General features: G+C 63.0%; 16 protein-coding genes. 7 read left to right on the forward strand and 9 right to left on the reverse strand.

All coding sequences use genetic code 11. The annotated features are described in order from the left end of the window. The first annotated feature begins 5 nt into the window (after nucleotides 1-5). Nucleotides 6-1,037: a FecCD family ABC transporter permease gene (locus tag AC3ISG_RS13580; protein ID WP_489297173.1), complete on the forward strand. Its 1,032-nt coding sequence runs from the start codon at nucleotides 6-8 to the stop codon at nucleotides 1,035-1,037. Then, the gene (locus AC3ISG_RS13585; protein WP_489297174.1) at nucleotides 1,034-1,840 is read left to right on the forward strand and encodes an ABC transporter ATP-binding protein; all 807 of its coding nucleotides are present in this window, start codon (nucleotides 1,034-1,036) and stop codon (nucleotides 1,838-1,840) included. Before AC3ISG_RS13580 ends, AC3ISG_RS13585 begins: the two co-directional genes overlap by 4 nt. A 474-nt stretch (nucleotides 1,841-2,314) precedes the next feature. On the opposite strand, the gene AC3ISG_RS13590 is transcribed toward AC3ISG_RS13585, so the two are convergent. Continuing rightward, entirely contained in the window at nucleotides 2,315-3,589 is a 1,275-nt protein-coding gene (locus tag AC3ISG_RS13590) for a glucarate dehydratase family protein (RefSeq protein ID WP_489297175.1), read from the reverse strand. A gap of 31 nt (nucleotides 3,590-3,620) precedes the next feature. Next, entirely contained in the window at nucleotides 3,621-4,907 is a 1,287-nt protein-coding gene (locus AC3ISG_RS13595; protein WP_489299533.1) for an MFS transporter, read from the reverse strand. A gap of 233 nt (nucleotides 4,908-5,140) precedes the next feature. Between AC3ISG_RS13595 and AC3ISG_RS13600 the strand changes: the two genes are divergently transcribed. Next, nucleotides 5,141-6,040, forward strand: a complete 900-nt coding sequence (locus tag AC3ISG_RS13600; RefSeq protein ID WP_272635313.1) for a LysR family transcriptional regulator — start codon at nucleotides 5,141-5,143, stop codon at nucleotides 6,038-6,040. A gap of 264 nt (nucleotides 6,041-6,304) precedes the next feature. On the opposite strand, the gene AC3ISG_RS13605 is transcribed toward AC3ISG_RS13600, so the two are convergent. Then, entirely contained in the window at nucleotides 6,305-7,594 is a 1,290-nt protein-coding gene (locus AC3ISG_RS13605; RefSeq protein ID WP_122537232.1) for an MFS transporter, read from the reverse strand. A 338-nt stretch (nucleotides 7,595-7,932) separates the two neighbouring features. Between AC3ISG_RS13605 and uxuA the strand changes: the two genes are divergently transcribed. Beyond that, nucleotides 7,933-8,976 (forward strand): mannonate dehydratase, encoded by a 1,044-nt coding sequence (gene uxuA, locus AC3ISG_RS13610; protein ID WP_489297176.1) that lies wholly within the window; start codon nucleotides 7,933-7,935, stop codon nucleotides 8,974-8,976. A gap of 199 nt (nucleotides 8,977-9,175) precedes the next feature. On the opposite strand, the gene AC3ISG_RS13615 is transcribed toward uxuA, so the two are convergent. The 3 genes from AC3ISG_RS13615 to AC3ISG_RS13625 form a co-directional block, all read right to left on the reverse strand. Then, nucleotides 9,176-9,883 (reverse strand): FadR/GntR family transcriptional regulator, encoded by a 708-nt coding sequence (locus AC3ISG_RS13615; protein ID WP_489297177.1) that lies wholly within the window; start codon nucleotides 9,881-9,883, stop codon nucleotides 9,176-9,178. 300 nt (nucleotides 9,884-10,183) lie between these two features. Further along, complete coding sequence (locus tag AC3ISG_RS13620) at nucleotides 10,184-11,314, reverse strand: mannitol dehydrogenase family protein (protein WP_489297178.1); 1,131 nt, start codon at nucleotides 11,312-11,314, stop codon at nucleotides 10,184-10,186. 11 nt (nucleotides 11,315-11,325) lie between these two features. Beyond that, entirely contained in the window at nucleotides 11,326-12,336 is a 1,011-nt protein-coding gene (locus AC3ISG_RS13625) for a zinc-binding alcohol dehydrogenase family protein (RefSeq protein WP_489297179.1), read from the reverse strand. A 288-nt stretch (nucleotides 12,337-12,624) separates the two neighbouring features. On the opposite strand from AC3ISG_RS13625, the gene AC3ISG_RS13630 reads away from it, so the two are divergent. Next, entirely contained in the window at nucleotides 12,625-13,026 is a 402-nt protein-coding gene (locus AC3ISG_RS13630; protein WP_122537237.1) for a hypothetical protein, read from the forward strand. A 52-nt stretch (nucleotides 13,027-13,078) separates the two neighbouring features. On the opposite strand, the gene AC3ISG_RS13635 is transcribed toward AC3ISG_RS13630, so the two are convergent. Then, nucleotides 13,079-13,930 (reverse strand): urea carboxylase-associated family protein, encoded by an 852-nt coding sequence (locus tag AC3ISG_RS13635; RefSeq protein ID WP_489297180.1) that lies wholly within the window; start codon nucleotides 13,928-13,930, stop codon nucleotides 13,079-13,081. A 218-nt stretch (nucleotides 13,931-14,148) separates the two neighbouring features. On the opposite strand from AC3ISG_RS13635, the gene AC3ISG_RS13640 reads away from it, so the two are divergent. Then, nucleotides 14,149-15,174, forward strand: a complete 1,026-nt coding sequence (locus tag AC3ISG_RS13640) for a LacI family DNA-binding transcriptional regulator (protein ID WP_122625441.1) — start codon at nucleotides 14,149-14,151, stop codon at nucleotides 15,172-15,174. 57 nt (nucleotides 15,175-15,231) lie between these two features. Next, a complete protein-coding gene (gene iolG, locus AC3ISG_RS13645; protein WP_489297181.1) occupies nucleotides 15,232-16,230 on the forward strand; it encodes an inositol 2-dehydrogenase in 999 nt (332 codons plus the stop codon). Between the two features lie 252 nt (nucleotides 16,231-16,482). Here the strand turns inward: iolG and AC3ISG_RS13650 are convergent, their stop codons facing one another. Continuing rightward, entirely contained in the window at nucleotides 16,483-19,584 is a 3,102-nt protein-coding gene (locus tag AC3ISG_RS13650) for an error-prone DNA polymerase (protein WP_489297182.1), read from the reverse strand. Further along, nucleotides 19,581-21,008, reverse strand: coding sequence for a Y-family DNA polymerase (locus AC3ISG_RS13655; RefSeq protein WP_489297183.1), 1,428 nt, complete (start codon nucleotides 21,006-21,008; stop codon nucleotides 19,581-19,583). The genes AC3ISG_RS13650 and AC3ISG_RS13655 overlap by 4 nt, the downstream gene beginning before the upstream one ends. Nucleotides 21,009-21,011 lie beyond the last annotated feature (3 nt).

Consider the following 21,011-nt stretch of genomic DNA (forward strand, 5'->3'; position numbering starts at 1 on the left):
TCAGCATGCCCCGGTCGAGCATCGTCCGAATCTTCGGCCACGGTGCCTGGGCCGCCGCGTTGCTGGCGTTGGCGGTGCTGGCGGGCGTGGCGATTGGCGAGACATCAATCAGCCTGCCGGTGATCGTTCAGGTGCTGGCGAACAAGCTGTGGGCCGCAGGCTATCCCCTCGACCCGATCGACGAGGGCATCGTCTGGAACTACCGCCTGACCCGGGCCATCGTTGCCGCCACCTGCGGCGCAGGGCTGGCGGTGTCGGGCGTGGTCCTGCAATCGTTGCTGCGCAACCCGCTGGCCGATCCCTACTTGCTGGGTATTTCTGCGGGCGCGTCGACCGGCGCAGTGTTGGTGGCGATCATCGGCATCGGCGCCGGTACGATTTCTCTCTCGACCGGAGCGTTTGCCGGCGCGATCGCCGCGTTCGCGCTGGTCGCCCTGCTCGCCCGCTCCTCGCGGGGCCAGACCGCTGCCGGCCAGATCATCCTGGCGGGCATTGCCGGGTCGCAGCTGTTCAACGCCCTGACGTCCTTCCTGATCACCAAGTCGGCCAATGCCGAGCAGGCCCGCGGGATCATGTTCTGGTTGCTGGGCAATCTCAGCGGCGTGCGCTGGTCGTCGGTGGCGCTGTCGGTGCCGGTCGTGGTGCTCGGTTTGCTGGTGTGCCTGTGGCATCGGCGCGCGCTGGATGCCTTCACGTTTGGCAGCGATTCGGCGGCTTCGCTGGGCATTCCGGTGCGCCGCGTCCAGGCGGTGCTGATCCTCACCGCCGCGCTGATGACGGCGGTGATGGTGTCGATCGTCGGTTCCATCGGCTTCGTCGGTCTGGTGATTCCCCATGCGGTGAGGCTGATCGCCGGCGTACGCCATGGGCGGCTGCTGCCCCTGAGCGCGTTGATCGGCGCGCTGTTCATGATCGCCGCCGATGTGCTGTCGCGCACGCTGATCAAGGGTCAGGTGTTGCCGATCGGGGTGATCACTGCGCTGGTGGGCGCGCCGGTGTTTGCCATGATTCTGGTCCGCGGGAATCGTCCTCGATGAACGCCCGTCAGGAGGTGCCCGGGCCCATGCTCGAAGGCAGTGACCTGAGTTATTCGGTCAAGGGCGCGCCACTGCTCAGTGGCGTGAGCCTGGCGATTCGGCCGGGGGAGAATCTGGGGATCGTCGGGCCCAATGGCTCAGGCAAGTCGACGCTGTTGAAGTTGCTGGCAGGGATTCAGACGCCGTCTCAGGGCGAAGTTCGCCTGGGCGGGAAGCGCTTGTCGGCGCTGAGCCGGCGGGACATTGCGCGGCAGGTGGCGGTGGTGGAGCAGCATGCCCAGACCGGTGATTCGATCAGTCTGTTGCAGGCGGTTGAGCTGGGGCGTACGCCGTGGCTGTCGGCGCTGGCGCCGTGGGGCGAGATGGATGACGGGATTGTGGCGAAGGCCATTGCGGATGTGAGTTTGCAGCCTCTGGTGCATCGGTCGTGGCATACGTTGTCGGGTGGGGAGCAGCAGCGCGGGCATATTGCGCGGGCTTTGGCGCAGCGGCCGCAGGTGCTGTTGCTGGATGAGCCGACGAATCATCTGGATATCCAGCAGCAGTTGTCGATTTTGCAGTTGGTGCAGGATTTGCCGGTGACGACGGTGGTGGCGTTGCATGATTTGAATCAGGCGTTGGGCTGTGATCGTCTGGCGGTGATGGATGGCGGGCGGTTGGTGGCGCTGGGTTCGCCGTTTGAGGTGTTGTCGCCAGAGCTGTTGGGGGACGTTTTTGGGGTGCGGGGGCATTGGTTGGTTGATCCGTTTGACGGGGCTCGTCTGTTGAGGCTGAGGGCGCCAGGATCAACGGCGTCGGCCTAACGGCCTCGTTTTCGCCTTCGGCGAGTTACTTGGAAAAGCACCCCAAGTAACCAAGGGTGCTTGCTCTCGGTTTGGCCCGACTCCGTCGGGTTCCCTCACTCCGACGACGCTCCGTGGGCCCGCGCCGAACGGACATCCATGTCCTGACGGCGCTCTCGCCGCATCCATGCGGCTCGGCCCACTCCGCGTCGTCTACGATCGGCCTGCACCAAAGTCGCGATTGGCGGTGTCTGGACCTTCTGCGCATGAAGATCAACAGCAGATCAAGAGCAGATCAAGAGCAGATCAAGAGCTTCCCGACTGAAGCCGGTCCCACTGACTGCACGCGTTGCTTTTTAGTGGGACCGGCTTTAGCCGGGAAGAGGCCAGTTCAGGCGCTCGAGGATCTCCGGCCTGAACCGTATTGGTGGGAGCGAGCTTGTTCGCGAATGCGGTATATCAAACACCCCCGGTCATGCAGCCCCACCCCCAACCTCAATACCGCGGCTTCACCGCCTTCCACTCCGGTTTGTATTTCTGCATCTGCCGGACATCGTCCCGCTGGCGAATGCCGCACGTCAGGAATTGGTCATTGAGTTTGCCCAGCTGGTCGTAGTCCAGTTCAAGCCCCAGCCCCGGTTCGCGGGTGAGGTGGACGCAGCCGTCGACGATGGGGAGTTTGCCGCCTTTGATGACTTCTTCGTCCGGTTCTTGCCACGGGTAGTGGGTGTCGCAGGCGAAGTCGAGATTGGGGACGGCGGCGGCGACGTGGGTCATGGCCATGAGGCTGATGCCCAGGTGGGAGTTGGAGTGCATGGAGACGCCGAGGCCGAAGGTGTCGCACATTTTTGCCAGCGCCTGGGTGTCGCGCAGGCCGCCCCAGTAATGGTGGTCGGCGAGGACGATTTGCACGCTGTTCAGCGCGACGCTGCGGCGGAATTCGTCGAAGTCGGTGACGACCATGTTGGTGGCCAGCGGCAGGCCGGTGCGTTTGTGCAGTTCGGCCATGCCTTCCAGCCCGGGGGTCGGGTCTTCGTAGTATTGCAGGTCGTCGCCGAGCAGTTCGGCCATGCGGATCGCAGTTTCCAGCGACCAGTTGCCGTTCGGGTCGATGCGCAGCGGGTAGCCCGGGAATGCCTTTTTCAACGCCTTGATGCACGCCACTTCGTGCTCCGGGTCCAGCGCGCCAGCCTTCAGTTTGATGCTCTTGAAGCCGTAGGCTTCGATCATGCGCCGCGCCTGGGCGACGATCTGTTCTTCGCTCAGCGCTTCTCCCCAGCTGTCCGGCGCGTAGGGCGAGTCGGCGTGCTGGGCGTATTTGAAGAACAGGTACGCACTGAACGGCACGCGGTCGCGAACGGCACCGCCGAGCAAATCAACCAGCGGCAGGTTCATCGAGCGCGCCTGCACATCCAGGAACGCGACTTCGAACGCCGAATAGGCATTGCTCACCGCCTTGCTGGCGTGGGAGCCCGGCGCCAATTCGGCCCCGGCGACAGACGCAGGCTTGCTGGCCGCCACGGTCGCTTTGACCACCGCGCGCAGGTGGTTGAGGTTGAATGGGTCCATGCCGATCAACTGGCTCTGCAACTGCTGCTGGATCGCCAGCGCAGGCGCATCGCCGTAACTTTCGCCCAGGCCGAGGTAGCCGTTGTCGGTTTCCACTTCAATGATCGAGCGCAGGGCAAAGGGCTCGTGGATGCCGCTGGCGTTGAGCAACGGCGGATCGCGGAAGGCAATCGGGGTGACGGTGACGCGTGTGATTTTCAAATGACTTCTCCCGGTCAATCAGGGTGTGAGCTTAGGGTTTCAGGCTTGGATTTGAGCTGAGCGAGGTCGCTGTACGAAGGGTTGCAGCGTCTTCAGGCTTGGGGCGGTGCGGGTCGCCTTTGGGCGTGGTGCGGGCGAAGAAGATCACCACGGCCGCCACCAGCGAGGTCAGCGCCAGGCCGTACATGCCGCCTTGAATGGAGCCGGTTTTCTGCTCCAGAAAACCGAACGCCGTGGGCGCCACGAAGCCGCCGAGGTTGCCGATGGAATTGATCAGCGCGATGACAGCCGCGGCGATGCGCGCGTCCAGATACCCCTGGGGAATCGGCCAGAACAGCGCCGAAGCTGCCTTGAAACCGATGGCGGCAAAACAGATGGCGACGAAGGCAAAGATCGGCCCGCCGACGGTGGACATGAACATCCCGCACGCGGCAATCACCAGGGTGACCGCAACCCACGCCTGTTGATGCTTGAAGCGAGCGGCCAGCGCGGCGAAGCCGTACATGGCGATGATCGAGATGATCCACGGGATCGAGTTGAACAGGCCGACTTCGAAATCGATGAGGCTGCCCATCTTCTTGATCATGCTCGGCAGCCAGAACGTCGCGCCGTAGATGGTCAGGGCCACGGAAAAGTAGATGAAGCAAAAGAGCATGATCTGTCGGTCGGCGAGCAGCTTGAAGATGGACGGTTTGATCACCTGAGCCGCTTCACGGGCGCGTTGTTCCGCGTCGATCGCGCTGATCAGTGCGCCCTTCTCTTCTTCGCTCAGCCATTTGGCTTCGCGGGGATGGGACTGCAGCCAGAACCAGACGAATCCGCACAGGGCGATGGAAGCAAAGCCTTCGATGATGAACATCCACTGCCAGCCGTGCAGGTTCAGGCCGCTGACGCCGAGCAAGGCGCCGGACACCGGTCCGGAGATCACCGACGCAATGGCCGAGCCGCTGAGAAAAATCGCCATGGCCTTGCCGCGTTCGCTGGAGGGCAGCCACTGGGTAAAGTAATAAATGATGCCGGGGAAGAACCCCGCTTCCGCCGCGCCCAGGATGAAGCGCAGCACATAGAAGCTGGTTTCACCGCGCACGAAGGCCATCGCCATCGCCGCAGCGCCCCAGGTGAACATGATGCGCGTCAGCCAGGCGCGAGCGCCGAAGCGTTGCAGGAGCATGTTCGACGGGACTTCGAACAGCGCGTAGCCGACGAAAAACAACCCGGCACCGAGACCGTACGCCGCAGCGCCGATGCCCAGGTCGGTTTCCATGTGGCTGCGGACGAAGCCGATGTTGACCCGGTCGATGTAGTTGACGATGAACATGATGACGAACAACGGCAACACATGACGCTTCACCTTCGCGGCCGCGCGGGCCAGTACGGTGGGATCGGCGCCGCCGATGGGTTCACTCTGGGGAACTGTGCGGTTCAAGGTGCGACTCCCGGTCTTTGTGATTTTTTTTGGGATGGGAAATGCAGGTGATGAACCGATCATGGACCGGCGCATTGTTCCCGTCTAATCTAGATTGACTGTTGATTGATACCCGGAATAGATCAATGTTCGAGCTTGCCCAGCTGCGCTGCTTCACCACCGTCGCCACCGAACTCAACTTTCGCCGCGCCGCCGAACGCCTGAACATGACCCAGCCGCCGCTCAGTCGGCAGATCCAGTTGCTTGAGCATTCGCTGGGCGTTCAGCTGTTCAACCGCAACACCCGCAGCGTCGCGTTGACCGCTGCAGGTCGGGCGTTTTTCATCGAAGCGCAGACGCTGCTCGAGCGCGCGCATCAGGCGGCTATCGCGGCGCGGCGCTTTGCCGAGGGTGACATCGGCTCGGTGACCATCAGTTTCGTCGGCAGCGCGGTGTACGAGTTTCTGCCACGGGTCATCGCCGAAGCCCGGCAGAACCAGCCCCACGTGAAAATCTCCCTGACCGAGCTCAACACCTACCAGCAACACGAAGCCTTGCGCGCCCGGCGCATCGATCTGGGCATCGTGCGGGCGCCGCTGCTGCAGCCCGGTTATGAGACCGAATGCCTGGTCCGCGAGCCGTTCGTATTGGCGGTGCCCAGCAGTCATCCGCTGGCCAGCGCACAGAACATCAGCGTGCAAGACCTCGACGCGCAGCCCTTCCTGATGTACTCGCACTCGGCGTACCCGCCGTTCAACGAACTGCTCACCGGCATGTTTCGCTCGGCGCAAGTGGCGCCCGAGTACGTGCAGTGGCTGGGTTCGTCGCTGACCATTCTGGCGCTGGTGAATGCCGGCATGGGCCTGGCGCTGGTGCCGCGCTGCGCGGCCAATGTGGTGTTCAAGGGCGTGACGTTCCGCGATATCGATCTGGGTGAAGGGGTGCAGAGCGAGCTGCACCTGGTCTGGCGCTCGGACAACGACAACCCGGCGTGTCAGATGCTGCTGGAGGCGATTCGCGCGGCGGTGAAAGCCGAAGGGGTGTGAAGCGGATGCAGCCGGAAACCCATAATCAATGGGACTGGCTGGAACGCCGACTTGTGCGACCGGCTTTAGCCGGGAAAGCGTCAGTGGGCGCACCGCAAAGGTGACGGTGCCTGCGCTGGCCTCTTCCCGGCTAAAGCCGGTCCCACTAAACCATCCGCGTGCATTCAATGGGACTGGCTGGAACGCCGACTTGTGGGACCGGCTTTAGCCGGGAAAGCGTCGGAGGTCACACCGCAAGAGTGACGTCCGCATCCGGCTCAGCACTCAGGTGCGCTGGGCGGCTGCCGACACATCCAGAGGCGCGGCATCCTCCGGCGTGGTCGAGAACGGCTCAATCTTCCCGACGATAAACAGGTAGCTGAACGCCCCCAACAGCGCAAACGCCCCGGCGGTGAGCAGCGGCGCGGTGAACGAGCCGTTGCCGATCACCAGCATGAAGCCGGTGAACGTGGTGATGAAAATGCCGGCGGTGTTCGACGCGAAGTTCTGTATCCCGCCGATCGACGCCACGTGGGCCGGAGACGGCGCCACGTCAGCCGGCAAGCACCAGATGCTCGCGCCAGCGAACGCCAGGCTGGCATAGGCCAGGCTGAAAAAGCCGAGCATCGCCCAGGTACTGTCGACAAACACCGACAGGGAAATACTCGACGACATCAGCATGCCGCCGACGATGCAGGTCTTGCGCGCGGCGGTCAGGCTCCAGCCCCGGCGATACAGCGCGTCGGAAGTGAGCCCGCCGATCCAGCCGCCGACGATGGACGCCACCGCCGGAATAGTGCCCAGCGTGCCCAGTGATTTCAGCGAGAACCCGCGTTCGGTGACCAGGTAAGTCGGAAACCAGGTGATGAAGAAATAGATCACAAAGTTCAGGCAGAAGAAGCCCAGCATCATTCCCCACAAGGTGCGGTGACGAAACAGCGACGCCCATCTGACCTTCGGCCGCGCAGCCAGAGTCGCTGCCTTGCCCGCTTCATGCTGCTCGATGGCGGCCACGGCCTGAGGCTCTTTGTAGATCAAGAACCAGCCCACGACCCAGATCAGGCCCACCGCGCCGGTGATGATGAACGATGCGCGCCAGCCCCAGAATTCGATGATCAACGCCACCAGTGGAATGGACAGCGCCGAGCCGACCCGCGAGCCGCTGTCGAAGATGCTGGTGGCAAAGCCGCGCTCTTTGATGTCGAACCACTGGCTCACGATTTTCGCGCAGGACGGATATGCCCCCGCCTCTCCCACGCCGAGCATCAGCCGGCAACCGAACATCGACGCCAGGCTGCTGGCCGCCGCCGTGGCCGCCGTGAACAGCGACCACCAGGCGACCGCAAGGGGCAGCGCGATGCGCGCACCGACCTTGTCGACGAACCAGCCAAAGGGCATTTGCATGAGTGCGTAGGTCCAGAAGAAGCCGCTGAGCAGCAGGCCCATTTGCCCTGAGCCAAGACCGAGTTCTTTCTGGATGTAGGGGGCGGCAACCGCGAGGTTGGCCCTGTCGATGTAGTTGATGGCCACCGCGAGGAAGCACAGAAAAATTACCAACCAGCGCCCTTTCTGCATGGCGAGTCCTCCTAATTATTTTTATGAGTAAGACGTCGTTAGAGCCTCGTCTAGCGCCCAGTCCCTGATCTGCGCGCTGTTCACTGATGGATTGAGCATCCGTCAAAGACCGCAGAATTGGCCTGACCAAATATCCGAATGCAGCGGATACTAGACCCGCAAATCGGGTTAGGGAAATCGAAAAGGCGATTTATTTGCTGAATTACGGCTCGACGGTCGGGATTTGCATAATTTGGCCTGACCAATCTATGCTGCTGCGCACGCCACGCTCCGCCCGGCTTCAACGAAGCACTGGCGGTCTTGAGCGGCCCGCTCCCCATAACAACAAGGACTGCGCAATGAAAATGACCTTCCGTTGGTACGGCGACAGCGATCCCGTCACCCTGCCCTACATCCGCCAGATCCCCGGCATGACCGGCGTGGTCTCGGCCATCTACGACATCCCGGTGGGCGAGGTCTGGCCGCTGGAGAAGATCGCCGCCCTCAAGGCTACGGTGAATGCCCACGGGCTTGAGCTGGAGGTCATCGAGAGCGTGCCGGTCCACGAGGACATCAAACGCGGTTTGCCTTCCCGCGATCAGTTGATCGACAACTATGGCCAGACCCTGCGCAACCTGGCGGCCTGCGGGATCAAGGTGGTCTGCTACAACTTCATGCCAGTGTTCGACTGGACCCGCTCGACTCTGGCCATGGAGCTGCCCGACGGTTCGACCACCCTGGCGTTCGACGTGGCGGTGATCGAGCAGGCCAATCTCGATAACGGCATCAGCCTGCCCGGCTGGGACGTCAGCTATGAGCCGGACGTCCTGCGCGCGCTGATCAACGAATACGCGCAGGTCGATGAAGCCACCCTGCGAGAACGGCTGGCGTACTTTCTCGAGCGGATCATTCCGGTGGCGAAGGATGCGGGCATCAAGATGGCCCTGCACCCGGACGACCCGCCGCGCTCAATGTTCGGCATGCCACGGGTGGTGAAGAACCGCGAGGACCTGGCGCACATTCTGGCGATGGTCGATGACCCGGCCAATGGCCTGACGCTGTGTTCAGGCTCCCTCGGCGCCGACCTGGGCAATGACATCCCTTCGCTGGTCCGGGAATTCGGTGGTCAGGGACGCATTCACTTCGCCCATCTGCGCAATGTGAAGGTCAACGACGCCGGTGATTTCTTTGAGACCGCGCACCGCTCGGAAGACGGCTCGCTGGACATGGCCGAGATCGTCAAGGCCTACGTCGAGACCGGCTTCGAGGGCTATTACCGCCCCGACCACGGGCGCATGATCTGGGGCGAAACCGGCAAACCGGGCTACGGCCTGTACGACCGGGCGCTAGGGGCGGTGTATTTGAACGGGTTGTGGGAAGGGATTCGCAAGACGATGGCGTGAAGCGTCAGCTCAGGGTGCACGTTGACGAGTGGCGAACACTGACCGTTTGGGAGTGGCCGGGGTGGCGCTCCACCTTGCTCACGAAGACGGTATCCGGGCCAATGACGGTTAGCGGATGCACCAACCCCTTCGCGAGCAAGCTCGCTCCCACAATGTCCGTGTTCGCTGCTCGGCAGCGTTGACCTTGATCTGACGCCTGTTAACGCAACTCGGCTTCCATTCCGTCCAGCCACCGCACTTCAGAACGTCGCAGGTGTTCGCGCATGGCGGTCTGGGCGCCGATCAGGTCGCGGGTCTGGACGGCGTGCAGAATGGCTTCGTGCTCGGCCACCGCCATGGCCCAGGTTTCGCGGGTTTCGGAGTGTTCGCTGACGTGGGCCGTGAGCGGGCTGTAACGCTCTTCGAAGAGGGAGGTGATGATGCGCACCAAGGTCGAGTTGCCGCTCATTTTCGCCAGCCGCTGGTGGAATTTGCGATCGTCGTCCAGCGCTGGGACACCTTTGAGCGCGCCTTCGCGCATCTTGTCGATGCACCCCTGCAGGTAGCGAAAGTCAGCCTTGCTGCCGTGCAGGCAAGCCAGCATCACGCTCTCACCTTCGATCAACGCCCGGGCCTGCATCAACTCTGACGGGCTTTCACCCAACGTGCGGGTTTTGCCTTTGACGCCGAGCAGGTGCTCACAGACGTAGATCCCGGAGCCCATGCGGATTTCGACGCTGCCTTCGATTTCGAGAGCGATGAGGGCTTCGCGCAGAGACGGACGAGAGACGCCGAGCAACTGGGCCAGATCACGCTCGGGGGGCAACCGCGCGCCGGGGGCGATGCCATGCTTGCGAATGTGCTCGCGCAATCGGTCGGCAGTGATCTGGTACAGGCGGCGTTCGGGTGCTGGGTTTGGCGCGGTCATCAATCACGTTCCATCAAGATGCGCCGGAGGATATCACAGGCGTTAGGGCGCCTTGTGGCGTGGCCAGAGATGCGGTCATGACTGGATGCACGCGAGCGTTTAGTGGGACCGGCTTCAGCCGGGAAGAGGCCAGCACGGACACCCTCAATTTTGCGGTGTGACCACCGACGCCTTCCCGGCTAAAGCCGGTCCCACTATTTAGGGCGCGGTGTGTCAGTTTGATGGACGCAGATCTTCGCGCGCGGCGCTCCACTGGATGCAAGCGGTCCCACTATGGATTCTCGGTGTGTCAGCTGGGGATCAATCGGCCAACGCTCCGCCAAGCTGCGGCTGCTCAAACCCCGCAATTGAACGTCCCATCTCCACTACCGGCAAAAACCTGCGGCGTTTCTTCTCCTCGTGGTTCTGCGCAATGTCTGCAATGCGGTGCTGCAAAAACGGGTTGAGAAACCGATCGCGAACGATGGCCAGATAATCCCGCGCCTGATTCAGTCGGCCCTTCGCCGCAAACACCGGCAGCACCTCCTGCTCCCAAAGATCCTCCAGGCTCTCACGCAGCCGTGGGTCGTTCATCGCCTGAAACACCGTCTCGTCCGCCGGCCGGCCATCCTTCAACCAGCGCTCGGCCAGCCAGGTGTGCCCGAGGTTGAGCATGAACAATTTGAACTGCTCGTACTGTTCCAGTTGATCCGTCACCACCACGCAAGGGTGCGTACACGGCAGCACCAGCCCCGGCTGCCGCTCAATCGCCCAGATCGCGTACGGCTCGGCAATGGCGCCAACCGGTTGAATGGGCTGCGAGACGATGCGATCAACCAGGGAATTCGCCCAGCGGCAGGTGCCTCGCAGATAGTGGGCAAAGCCGGCGTCGATGCCCCACTGCGCCGCCAGTTGACTGAGCAGGTCGCGCAGCACGTCGCCATTGCGCGACACCAGCTCACAGGGGAACAGCGACAACGCTGCATCAGGATTCACCTGCCAGCGGTCATGGAGCAACACCAGCAGTTTCGCCGGAAAACTCCGGGGCGTCGGGGCATCAGCGGCCAGGCAAGACGCCGTGTCCGCCGCGTCCAGCACGTAACCGTTGTCGCCGGTGTTGGAAATCACCACCTTCACGTCGTGCCGCATCGCCTGACGAATCACTGACCAATCGGGGTCGGCGTGCAGCGCCCCGGCAATCGAGGTCGACCAATACTCTTCATCTACTGTTCGGCCGTCTTCCATGCCCTGAATGCGCACCGGATACCCCAAGCCGCTGGCCAGCGCCTGCACCCGCCGGGCACTGTCCGCGCTGGATGTGGTTTGCACGACAGTCATTCTGCCCAGCGCTTCGCCCTTTTCAAGCGCCTGGGAAATGAACAGATCGACGTGGGCCTGAAGAAAACGGCTGGTGCCAAATTGCAAGATCGGGGTAAACGGGGTCGCACGCATGCCCGCGCCTCCTAGCATTCGACGATGGCTTTGACGACGCGCTGCGCCGGGTCGAGCAGCGTGGTGAAGCGCTCAGTCACTTCGCTCAGGGCCATGCGGTGGGTGTTGAGCGCTGCGTCGGGGATCAGGCCGTCGCGCAGGCATTGCTCGACGTAGCGGAAGTCCTCGACCGTGGCGTTGCGGCTGCCCATCAGCGTCGCTTCGCGCTTGTGGAATTCAGGGTCGGAGAAGCTGATGGTGTCGCGAACGATGGACACCAGCACATATTTGCCGCCATGGGCGATGAACTCGAAACCGCGCTCCATGGCCTTGGCGTTGCCGGTGGCGTCGTACACCACATCGAAGAACTCGCCCTGGGTCAGTTGCTCCAGTTGCTGCTTGTCGTCCGCGCCGATCAGCACGGCCGAGTCGATCTGCAGGTGCTGCTTGCAGAACGTCAGGCGGTCCTCGCGGGTGTCGAGCACGGTGACTTTCGCCCCGCGCAGGCGGGAGAAAATCGCCACCGCCATGCCGATCGGGCCGGTGCCAACCACCAGCGCGCGCTGGGCGGATTGCACGTCCGAGCGACGCACCGCGTGGGCGCCAATGGACAGAAATTCGATCATGGCCGCCTGATCCAGCGTCACACCGTCGGCCTTGAGCACGAAGCCGTGGGGCAAGCTCAGGTATTCAGTGAACGCGCCGTCGCGGTGGACGCCCAGCACTTGAATGCGCACGCAGCAATTGGTCTTGCCCTGGCGACAGGCGACGCAGTCGCCACAGGACAGATACGGCATCACATACACCACGTCGCCAGGCTCAAGCCCGCTGCCCGCCTCGCTTTGCTCGACGATGCCGGAGAACTCGTGGCCCATGACCCGGGGGTATTCGAGGAACGGCTGGTTGCCGTTGAAGATATGCAGGTCGGTGCCGCAGACGCCTACCCGCTTGATGCGGACCAGGGTTTCGCCAGGGGCGCGTTCGGGTTTCGGACGGTCAAGGGCCAGGAGGGATCCGGGTTTTTCGCAGACGACGGTGAGCATCTTCTTTCTCCAGACCAGGCACGCCGGCGCAACTGGGAGGGCCGAAGCCGTTTGTTGCCGGGCAATGATCTTGTTGTTGTGAGGTGGCTGATGAATGCTGAAAGCGCGGGCCGCAGCTGAATGGCTCGCCCTGCGGCTCAGGAAAAAACTACACAGCCGCCCGATCATTGGCAAGACCAATCAACAAATCAAGCTATTGGCCTTACCAGATTCAAGATTCGATGTTCCGGCGCGAAGGCCCGTGCTACCGCTGTAAATCCCTACAGCCGATGGTTATGATCGGAGCCCATGACTTCCCCATTGCCGATCCGCTCGCCCTGCCCGCCCGGCGCCTGTCAATGCGACCGCGACCAACTGTTGGCGCTGGACGGGGCAGATGTGCGCATCCTTCGCCTGACCCGCCAGGAAGAGAAACGCCTGCTCGATCGCCTGGAAAATATCGCCAGCCTGGAAGATCTGCAGCGCCTGCAAACGCGAATGTTCGACCAACTCGGCATCCGCCTGGACATCGCTCCCGGCTTCAATGAGGTGCGCAGCATGCGCGGCATGGTCATCGACATCGCCGCACTGCCCGGCATGTGCCGCAAGACCCGCGCCGCCATCCCCGCCGCCATCCGCCGCGGCCTGGAAAGAAACCCCGAAATCGCCTGGCGCCTGCTCGACGCCCACGACTTGTTGCGGGATGCCTGATCGCGGTGACCTGCCCGCAGGCTCTGTCACTGCAGCACCTGCATCTACGGCCTTACTTCTCCCAGTCCGCCTTGGCGATCTTCAACCCGTGCAAGCCATTGTAGGCCGCGCGCTTGGGCTGCTCCCAGCCTTGCAGCAACGCCGCATCAAGGTCGTAGATTTCGACGCCCAATGGCCGGCAAACGGTCAGCGGGTCCTGAGCATCCGGGCCCCACATCGGCAGGGACAGGTCACCACCCGGGCACGTTGACAACGCGCAGAGCAGGTCGATCTCGGCGAAAAACTCCAGGTAGTCCCCCTGTTTGGCCGGGCAGGCTTTCATGAAATACAGGTCGTCGTGATTCAAGCCGGTGCACTGGAAGATGTTCAGCACGTCGTGGACGTCAAACTCGGTCAGGCCATGGGGCAACACGGCGCGGGTCAGGTTCGAATGGCAGTGGTGGTGAAAGTCTTCGCCGGTGAGCATTTTGTTCACATAGGGATCGCAGCGGGTGCCGAGCAGGTCATGCAGTCTGCCGCCGTGTTCGTCGATGCCGTAACTGGCGAGGCTGTCGTCGGTGATGGTGACCATCGGCCGCAGGAACGGCAGGTTAGACCACAGGCGGTCGTGGGTAGTGACATGGGCGCCCTGCAGTTGCCGGGTGCGCGCGGCCCACATGCGTTCGCGCGGGTCGTCGGCGCTCCAGACATTGAAGTCGCCCACTTGCGGGCCCACCGGGGTGGTCACACGGAACACCTGCCCGGCCGTGACCTTCCACGCCCGCCCGGTGCGGATGGGCACTTCGAATTGCTCGACCAGGGTGCGGCTGTCCTGCGCGTCGCGAATGCGTTGATAAAAGGCGGTGTCGACCTGCAGGGCCGAGCCTTTGCTGACCTGATAAGCAGCGGGATAGTCTTTGTACATGGGGGCTCCGGGCGAGTGGGTTTTCAGCTGATGCGTTGAGCACAGCACAGCCCGTGCCAAGGGATGTGTGGCATTCAACACGCACAGCGACAACCTGTTATTTGGAATTTAATTTCCATCTGTACAAGCAATAGAACTGCGGCTAGCATTGCGACAGCCTCACCGAGGCCCCGAATCGACCTCAACAAGACCTCATCCAGAGGCGCCAGGGGATTCACATGCTCGACCGCGCCAGACGTTTTTCCATCAAGCAGATCGCGACTCAGGCCGGCGTGAGCAAAGCGACGGTCGATCGCGTCCTGCACCAGCGCGGCAGCGTGCATTACCAGACCCACCGCCGCATTCATCAAGCCCTCGAAGAACTCGAAGCCCAGGAAAAGTCCGGGCCTGCGGTGGGCCGCACCTTTCATATCGATGTCATCCTCCACACACCCAAGCGCTTCAGCGATGCAGTGCAGGAGGCGATTCTCGCGCAGCTCGGCAATCTGGCGCCGTTTCGTGTCTTTCCGCGTTTTCACCTGTATCAGGCCATCGGCACGCAGCAGATGCACGACCTGATCCTGCGTTGCGTCGGCAAAGGCAGTCAGGGCCTGATCATCAAGGCCGCAGATGAGTTACCGATCAACGAGGCAGTGAATCAGGCCACGGCGGCGGGTGTGCCGGTGGTGACATTTGTTTCCGACCTGCCCCAGAGTGAGCGCATTGGTTACATCGGTATGGACAATCGCACCGCCGGGCAAACCGCGGCGTACCTGATGTCGCGCTGGCTGGCCGAAGAAGCGCAAGACGTGGCGGTGGTGATCAGCAGTGAGCTGTTTCGGGGCGAGGAAGAACGGGAAATGGGTTTCCGCACCTGGCTGCGCAGCCGTGCGGCGCACCTGCGCGTGGTCGACGTCACCGGAGGGTTTGGGGTGCATGAGCCGACCTTTGAAAACGTGACTCGGGCGCTGCGGGACAATCCGTCGATCAAGGCCATTTACAGCGTCGGCGGCGGCAACCGAGCCATCGTCGAAGCCTTCGCCGCACTCGATCGGCCCCTGGAGGTGTTCATCGGGCACGACCTCGATCAGGAAAACCGGCAACTGCTGGCGGAAGAAAAGATGGCCGCGATCATCGATCACAACCTGCACGTGGACGCCCGCAACGCGTTTCTGCACATCCTGCAGTTTCATCGCCTGTGGAAGGCGATGCCGATTCCCGTGTCCCACGTGCAGGTGGTGACACCGTTCAACTTGACCCACTGACGCGCAGTCGCGCCTTTACGCCGATCACCCCATAACAACAATCCCGGAGATCCACCCATGCTACGCATTGCTGTCCTCGGCGCAGGCCGTATCGCCAACATTCACGCGGCCAACGTGGCTGCCAACCCCGACGTGCAACTCGTGCTGATCGCTGATCCATGGCGCGAAGGCGTCGACACCCTGGCCGGGAGGCTGGGTTGCGCGGCGGCCTACGATTGCGCCGAGGCCATTGCCCGGGACGATGTGGACGCGATTGTCATCGGCACGCCGACCGACACCCACATCGACCTGATGCTGCGGGCGGTTAAGCTGGGCAAACCGGTGCTGTGCGAGAAACCCATTGACCTGGATTTCGCCAAAGCCGCCCGCGCAGTGGAAGAGATCGAGCGCCTGAACGGCAAAGTGATGCTGGGTTTCAACCGCCGTTTCGACCCGGACACCTTGCAGATGCGCAAAGCCATTACACGGGGGGACATCGGCGAGGTGCGCCAAGTGGTGATCACCAGCCGTGATCCGGGGCTGGCACCGGTGGAGTACCTGACCCACTCCGGCGGCATCTTCCGCGACATGACCATCCATGATTTCGACACCGCACGCACACTCCTCGGCGAAGAACCCATCGAAGTGATCGCCATCGCCAGCCGACTGGTGGAGCCCGCGCTCGCCCAGATCGACGACTACGACAGCGTGATGGTCCTGCTGCGCACCGCCTCCGGCAAACAGTGCCACATCAATTGCTGCCGCGAGGCCGTGTACGGCTACGATCAGCGCCTGGAAGTGTTCGGTTCAAAGGGGATGATCCTCAACGACAACCATCGCCCGAGCACGGTGCGCAGCTACAGCGCCACGCAAACCGAAATGCGCGAGCCGCTGGAGAACTTCTTCCTCGAGCGTTATGCCGCTTCCTACCGCATCGAACTGAATCAGTTCATCGACGCGGTGCGCGGCAACCAGCCCCTGCCGAGCAACGCCCGCGATGGCTTGAAAGCTTTGCATCTGGCGAACTGCGCCATTGAGTCGATCAAGACCGGGCGGGCGGTGAAGGTGGAAATCTGAGTCGCGGAGGCACTTGTCGCCCGAACTCAGGATCGGGCAGGTGAACTTTCTGTAGGGGATTGCCCGTCGTCAAGACGCCACGGTATCGCGGAGCAGACGCGGTCCATGTGGGCGTGAGCTTGCTCACGAAGACAGCATTCCAGTCGCTAAAGATTCTGCGGATGGACTGTCCTTTTCGCGAGCAAGCTCGCTCCCACACTGTTTATCACCGGTAGCTCGGCGATAACGTCATGTTCGATGTGTCCCTGCCCATCACTTGAAGTCCCGACTGCGCACGTCGAGCCCGGTGAGCATCGGCGTGAGGTCGAACAATCGCTGGGCGATGACGTGGCGCACGCCCTTCTGGTATTCGAACTTGCCGAACACCTGCATCAACTGCGACCCCACCAACACCTTGCGCTGACGCTCGGCCAGATCACGCCAGACCACGACGTTGATCATGCCGTGTTCGTCTTCCAGGGTGACAAAGGTCACGCCGCTGGCGGTACCGGGCCGTTGTCGACCGACGACAAGACCGGCGACGCTGAAGCTCCGACCATGTTCTTCATCCAGCAAATCCTTAGAACTGCGAAAACGCTTCGCGGCGAGTTTATGGCGCAGCAGGGCCAACGGGTGTGGGCCGAGGGTGGTGCCGAGGGTGTCGTAATCGGCTGCAAGGTCCTGGGCGACACTCGGCAACGGCAGCGCGACCTGGGCCTCTTCGCCAAAACAGTCATCCCCGAACAACGGCCGTTGCATCTCGACGCCGGCGATTTCCCAGCGCGCCCGATGCCGATGCCCCACCAGCCCCCGCAGTGCACCGGAATCCGCCAGCGCAGCACGGGCCCGATTGTCCAGCTCGGCGCGAATGCACAGGTCGGTTACGTCTTTGAAATCCCGTACGCCCCGCGCCTGTTCGATGCGTCTGGCGTCTTCCTCGCGAAAGCCGCGAATCATGCGCAGGCCCATGCGGATCGCCAGGTTCTGGTTGTATTCTCGGCCGGCCACCGGCTCCAGCGAACAGTCCCAGTCGCTGTAACGCACGTCCACCGGATGCACATCGATGTGGTGGCGCCGGGCGTCTTGCAGCAATTGATCAGGGCTGTAAAAGCCCATCGGCCAACTGTTGATGAGTGCGCAGGTGAACGCCGCCGGCTCGTGGCATTTGAGCCAGCAACTGGCGTAGGTCAACAGCGCGAAACTGGCGGCGTGGGATTCCGGGAAGCCATAGCTGCCGAAGCCCTTGATCTGTTCGAAAATCCGCTGGATGAACTCGTCGGGGTAGCCCTTTTCCTTCATGCGCTCGCTGAGGCGAATGCGATGGGGCTCGAGACCGCCGTGGCGCTTCCAGGCCGCCATGGAACGGCGCAATTGATCCGCCTCCCCGGGGGAGTAATCGGCGGCGACGATCGCCAGCTGCATGACCTGCTCCTGAAACAGCGGAACGCCCAACGTGCGCTCGAACACCACTTTCAGTTCTTCGGACGGGTACGTCACTGCCTCTTCGCCGTTCTTGCGGCGCAGGTACGGATGCACCATGCCGCCCTGAATGGGCCCGGGGCGGACGATGGCGACTTCGATCACCAGGTCATAGAAGGTGTTGGGTTTCAAGCGCGGCAGCATGGACATCTGCGCCCGCGACTCGATCTGGAAGACGCCGATGGTGTCGGCGCGGGTGATCATGTCGTAGGTCGGTTTGTCCTCGGAAGGAATGGTCGCGATGGTCAGGTCGTAACCACGATAGCCCCTGACCAGATCGAAGGTCCGGCGCAGCGCGCTGAGCATGCCCAAGGCCAGGATATCGACCTTGAGCAGGCCCACCAGATCGAGGTCGTCCTTGTCCCATTGAATAATGGTCCGGTCCGCCATGGCGGCGTTTTCCACCGGCACCAGGGTTTCCAGCGGGTGCTCGGAAATCACGAAACCGCCGGGGTGCTGGGACAAATGCCGCGGGAAGCCGATGAGTTCGCCGGTCAGCGTCAGTACCCGCCGCAGGATCGGACTGTCGGGTTCGAAACCGCATTCGCGCAGGCGTTCGGCGGGCGGCATGCTGTCGCTCCAGCGGCTGAAGCAGTCGGCCAAAGCGTTGATCTGATCGGGGGGCAAACCGAGGACGCGCGCCACATCGCGGACCGCTCCCGCACCGTGGTAGGTACTGGCAACGGCAGTGAGCGCCGCCCTGCCCCGTCCGTATCGACGGAACACGTATTGCAGGACTTCCTCCCGCCGTTCGTGCTCGAAATCGACGTCGATGTCCGGGGGCTCGTCGCGCTCTTCGGAGATGAAACGCTCGAACAGCAGATTGCTTTTTGACGGGTCCAGTTCGGTGATGCCCAGGGCGAAACACACTGTGGAGTTGGCCGCCGAGCCTCGGCCCTGGCAAAGAATGTGCTGGTCGCGGGCGAAGCTGACGATGTCATGCACCGTAAGGAAGTAACTCTCGTACCGCTTGGCCGCGATCACCTTCAGCTCTTTTTCGATGTTGCTGCGGGCGACCTCCGGCACGCCTTGAGGCCAGCGACGGCTTGCGCCCTGCTCGGTCAGATGCCGCAGCCAAGAGCTGGGGGACTGGTCTGGCGGTACCAGTTCATGGGGGTATTCGTAGCGCAATTCACTGAGGTCGAAGGTGCAGCGCCGGGCGATGTTCACGGTTTCGATCAGCAGGCTTGCCGGATACACCTCGCCGAGCACCGACAGCGGCCGCAGATGCCGCTCACCGTTGGCAAACAGCCGATGCCCCGCCTCGGCCACGGTGGTGTGGTGGCGAACGGCGCTCATGGTGTCCTGCAAGGCCCGACGACCGCGAGCGTGCATGTGCACGTCGCCGCTTGCGACGGCTGGAATCGCCAGGGCCCGCGCCATACCGAGCAGAGTGTTAAGGCGCTTTCGGTCATCCGGACCGCAATGCAACTCGACGCTCAGCCACAGATTCTGCTGAAAAATCCCACGCAGCCATGCGCCTTGTTCCCGCCGCGTCGGAACGTCCTGATCAAGATCCGGCAGCCACAGCGCCAAAAGCCCCGAGAGCGGCGGCTGGAAGTCCTCGCGCAGCAAGCGGTATTCGCCTTTCTTGCTTCGACGCCGACCCTGGGTGATCAAGCGACACAAGGCTTGGTAACCGGCAAGATTCTCCACCAGCAAGACGATTTTCGGCCCGTTCTCGACAGTGATTTCGCTGCCGATGATCAGCGGCAGTGCACACTCCTTCGCCGCCTGCCACGCCCGCACGATCCCCGCCAGGGTGCATTCATCGGTAATCGCCAGCGCTTGATAGCCGTGCAGCCTGGCGCGCTCGAACAGCTCCTTCGCACTCGACGCCCCGCGCTGAAAGCTGAAGTTCGATAGGCAATGCAGCTCAGCGTATCCCCCGCTCATGCGAACCAGCCGTGGAGCAACAGGTTGCTGTCACCGACGCTGCGGTACGCCCAGCCGCGCTGGCCGTTGCGGGTTTCGACGAGGTAGTAGTCGCGGCGCACGTCGCCGCCGTCCCACCAGCCCGACTCGATGCGCTCCGGCCCGGCCAACACGCGCAGGCCGGGCTCGGTCAGTAACTCCGGCTCAGGCAACAGCCAGCCGGGGCGTGGCACTTTAAGGGTCAGCGCCAGCGGTTTGCTGGGGGATGCTGACAGCGAGGCGTGTTCCGGGCGATGGTCGGCATTGAAACCCAGCCCTGCGACCGCTTCATCTCCGAGCCGGGCACGCAGGCGTTCGCGCAGCTGCTCCCAGGGCATGGTCTGCTGCGGGCGGTCGTCGAACAGTTCGCGGTGGGTGGGCACGAACGCCGGCAGATCCTTGGCCTGCAATCTGAGTGCGCGCACCGGCGAAGGCACTTCGACTTGCTCCAGACGGCCACGCGCCAGCTCGAACAGCATGTTGGCTTCGCGCTCGGCGCTGAGCAGGCCGACGGGAATCTGCGTGTCCGGCGCAACGCTGCCAACGCTCGGCACGTGCTCCAGATGAATCACGAAACGCTGAACGCCGCTGTCGCGCCCGGCCAGAAACACCGCCAGATCGGCAATCATGCGCTTGAGCGGAAACAACAGCGCCTGATGGGATTCGACGTCGAAATTCAGCTCGATGCGGGTATCGAAACGGTCCGGCGGCACATAGCACTCCAGCCCCATGGGCCTGCGCCCAAACAGCGTGTCGAGGTGTTGCAGCACGGCCGCCGGGAAACGCCGGGCCAGGGTGTCGCGGGGCAACGCCTCAACCTGTCGCACGCGGTGCAGCCCCATGCGCGCCAGTGCAGTGGCGACTTCGGTTGGCAGGCCGATACGGTTGACCGGCATCTGTGCCAGCACCTCGTGCAGCGTGTCGCCATCGGTCACGGCAAGCCTATCATGGGCGTTGGCGAGCATGCGGGCCGCCAGCGGGTTGGGCGCCGCAACGATGCGGTGGGTGAAGCCCAGTTCGGTCAGTTCCTGACGCAGACGCGCTTCGAACACCGGCCATGGCCCGAACAGGCCGAAGCTGGATTCGACCTCCATCAACAGCACGCGCGGGTACTTGAGGCTGACGTGGGAACTGAAACGGTAGGCCCAGGCCGCCAGCAAACGATGCCAGCGCTCGGTTTCGTCCGGGTCGTATTCGACCGTGGCGAATTCACGGGTCATAGCATGGGCTGCGGTCAACGACTGGCCGGCACGCAGGCCTATGGTTCGGGCCGCCGGGTTGACCGTTTGCAGCACCCGGCGCTGGGCCGTGCCGCTGATCAGTGCCAGCGGTTCTTCAGGGTTTTCGCGACGACGCATGACGCCGTCCAGCGCCAGCTGCGGGAGGAGGACACAAGCCCAGAGCATGAC

The organism is Pseudomonas sp. GL_135 (assembly GCF_057834665.1).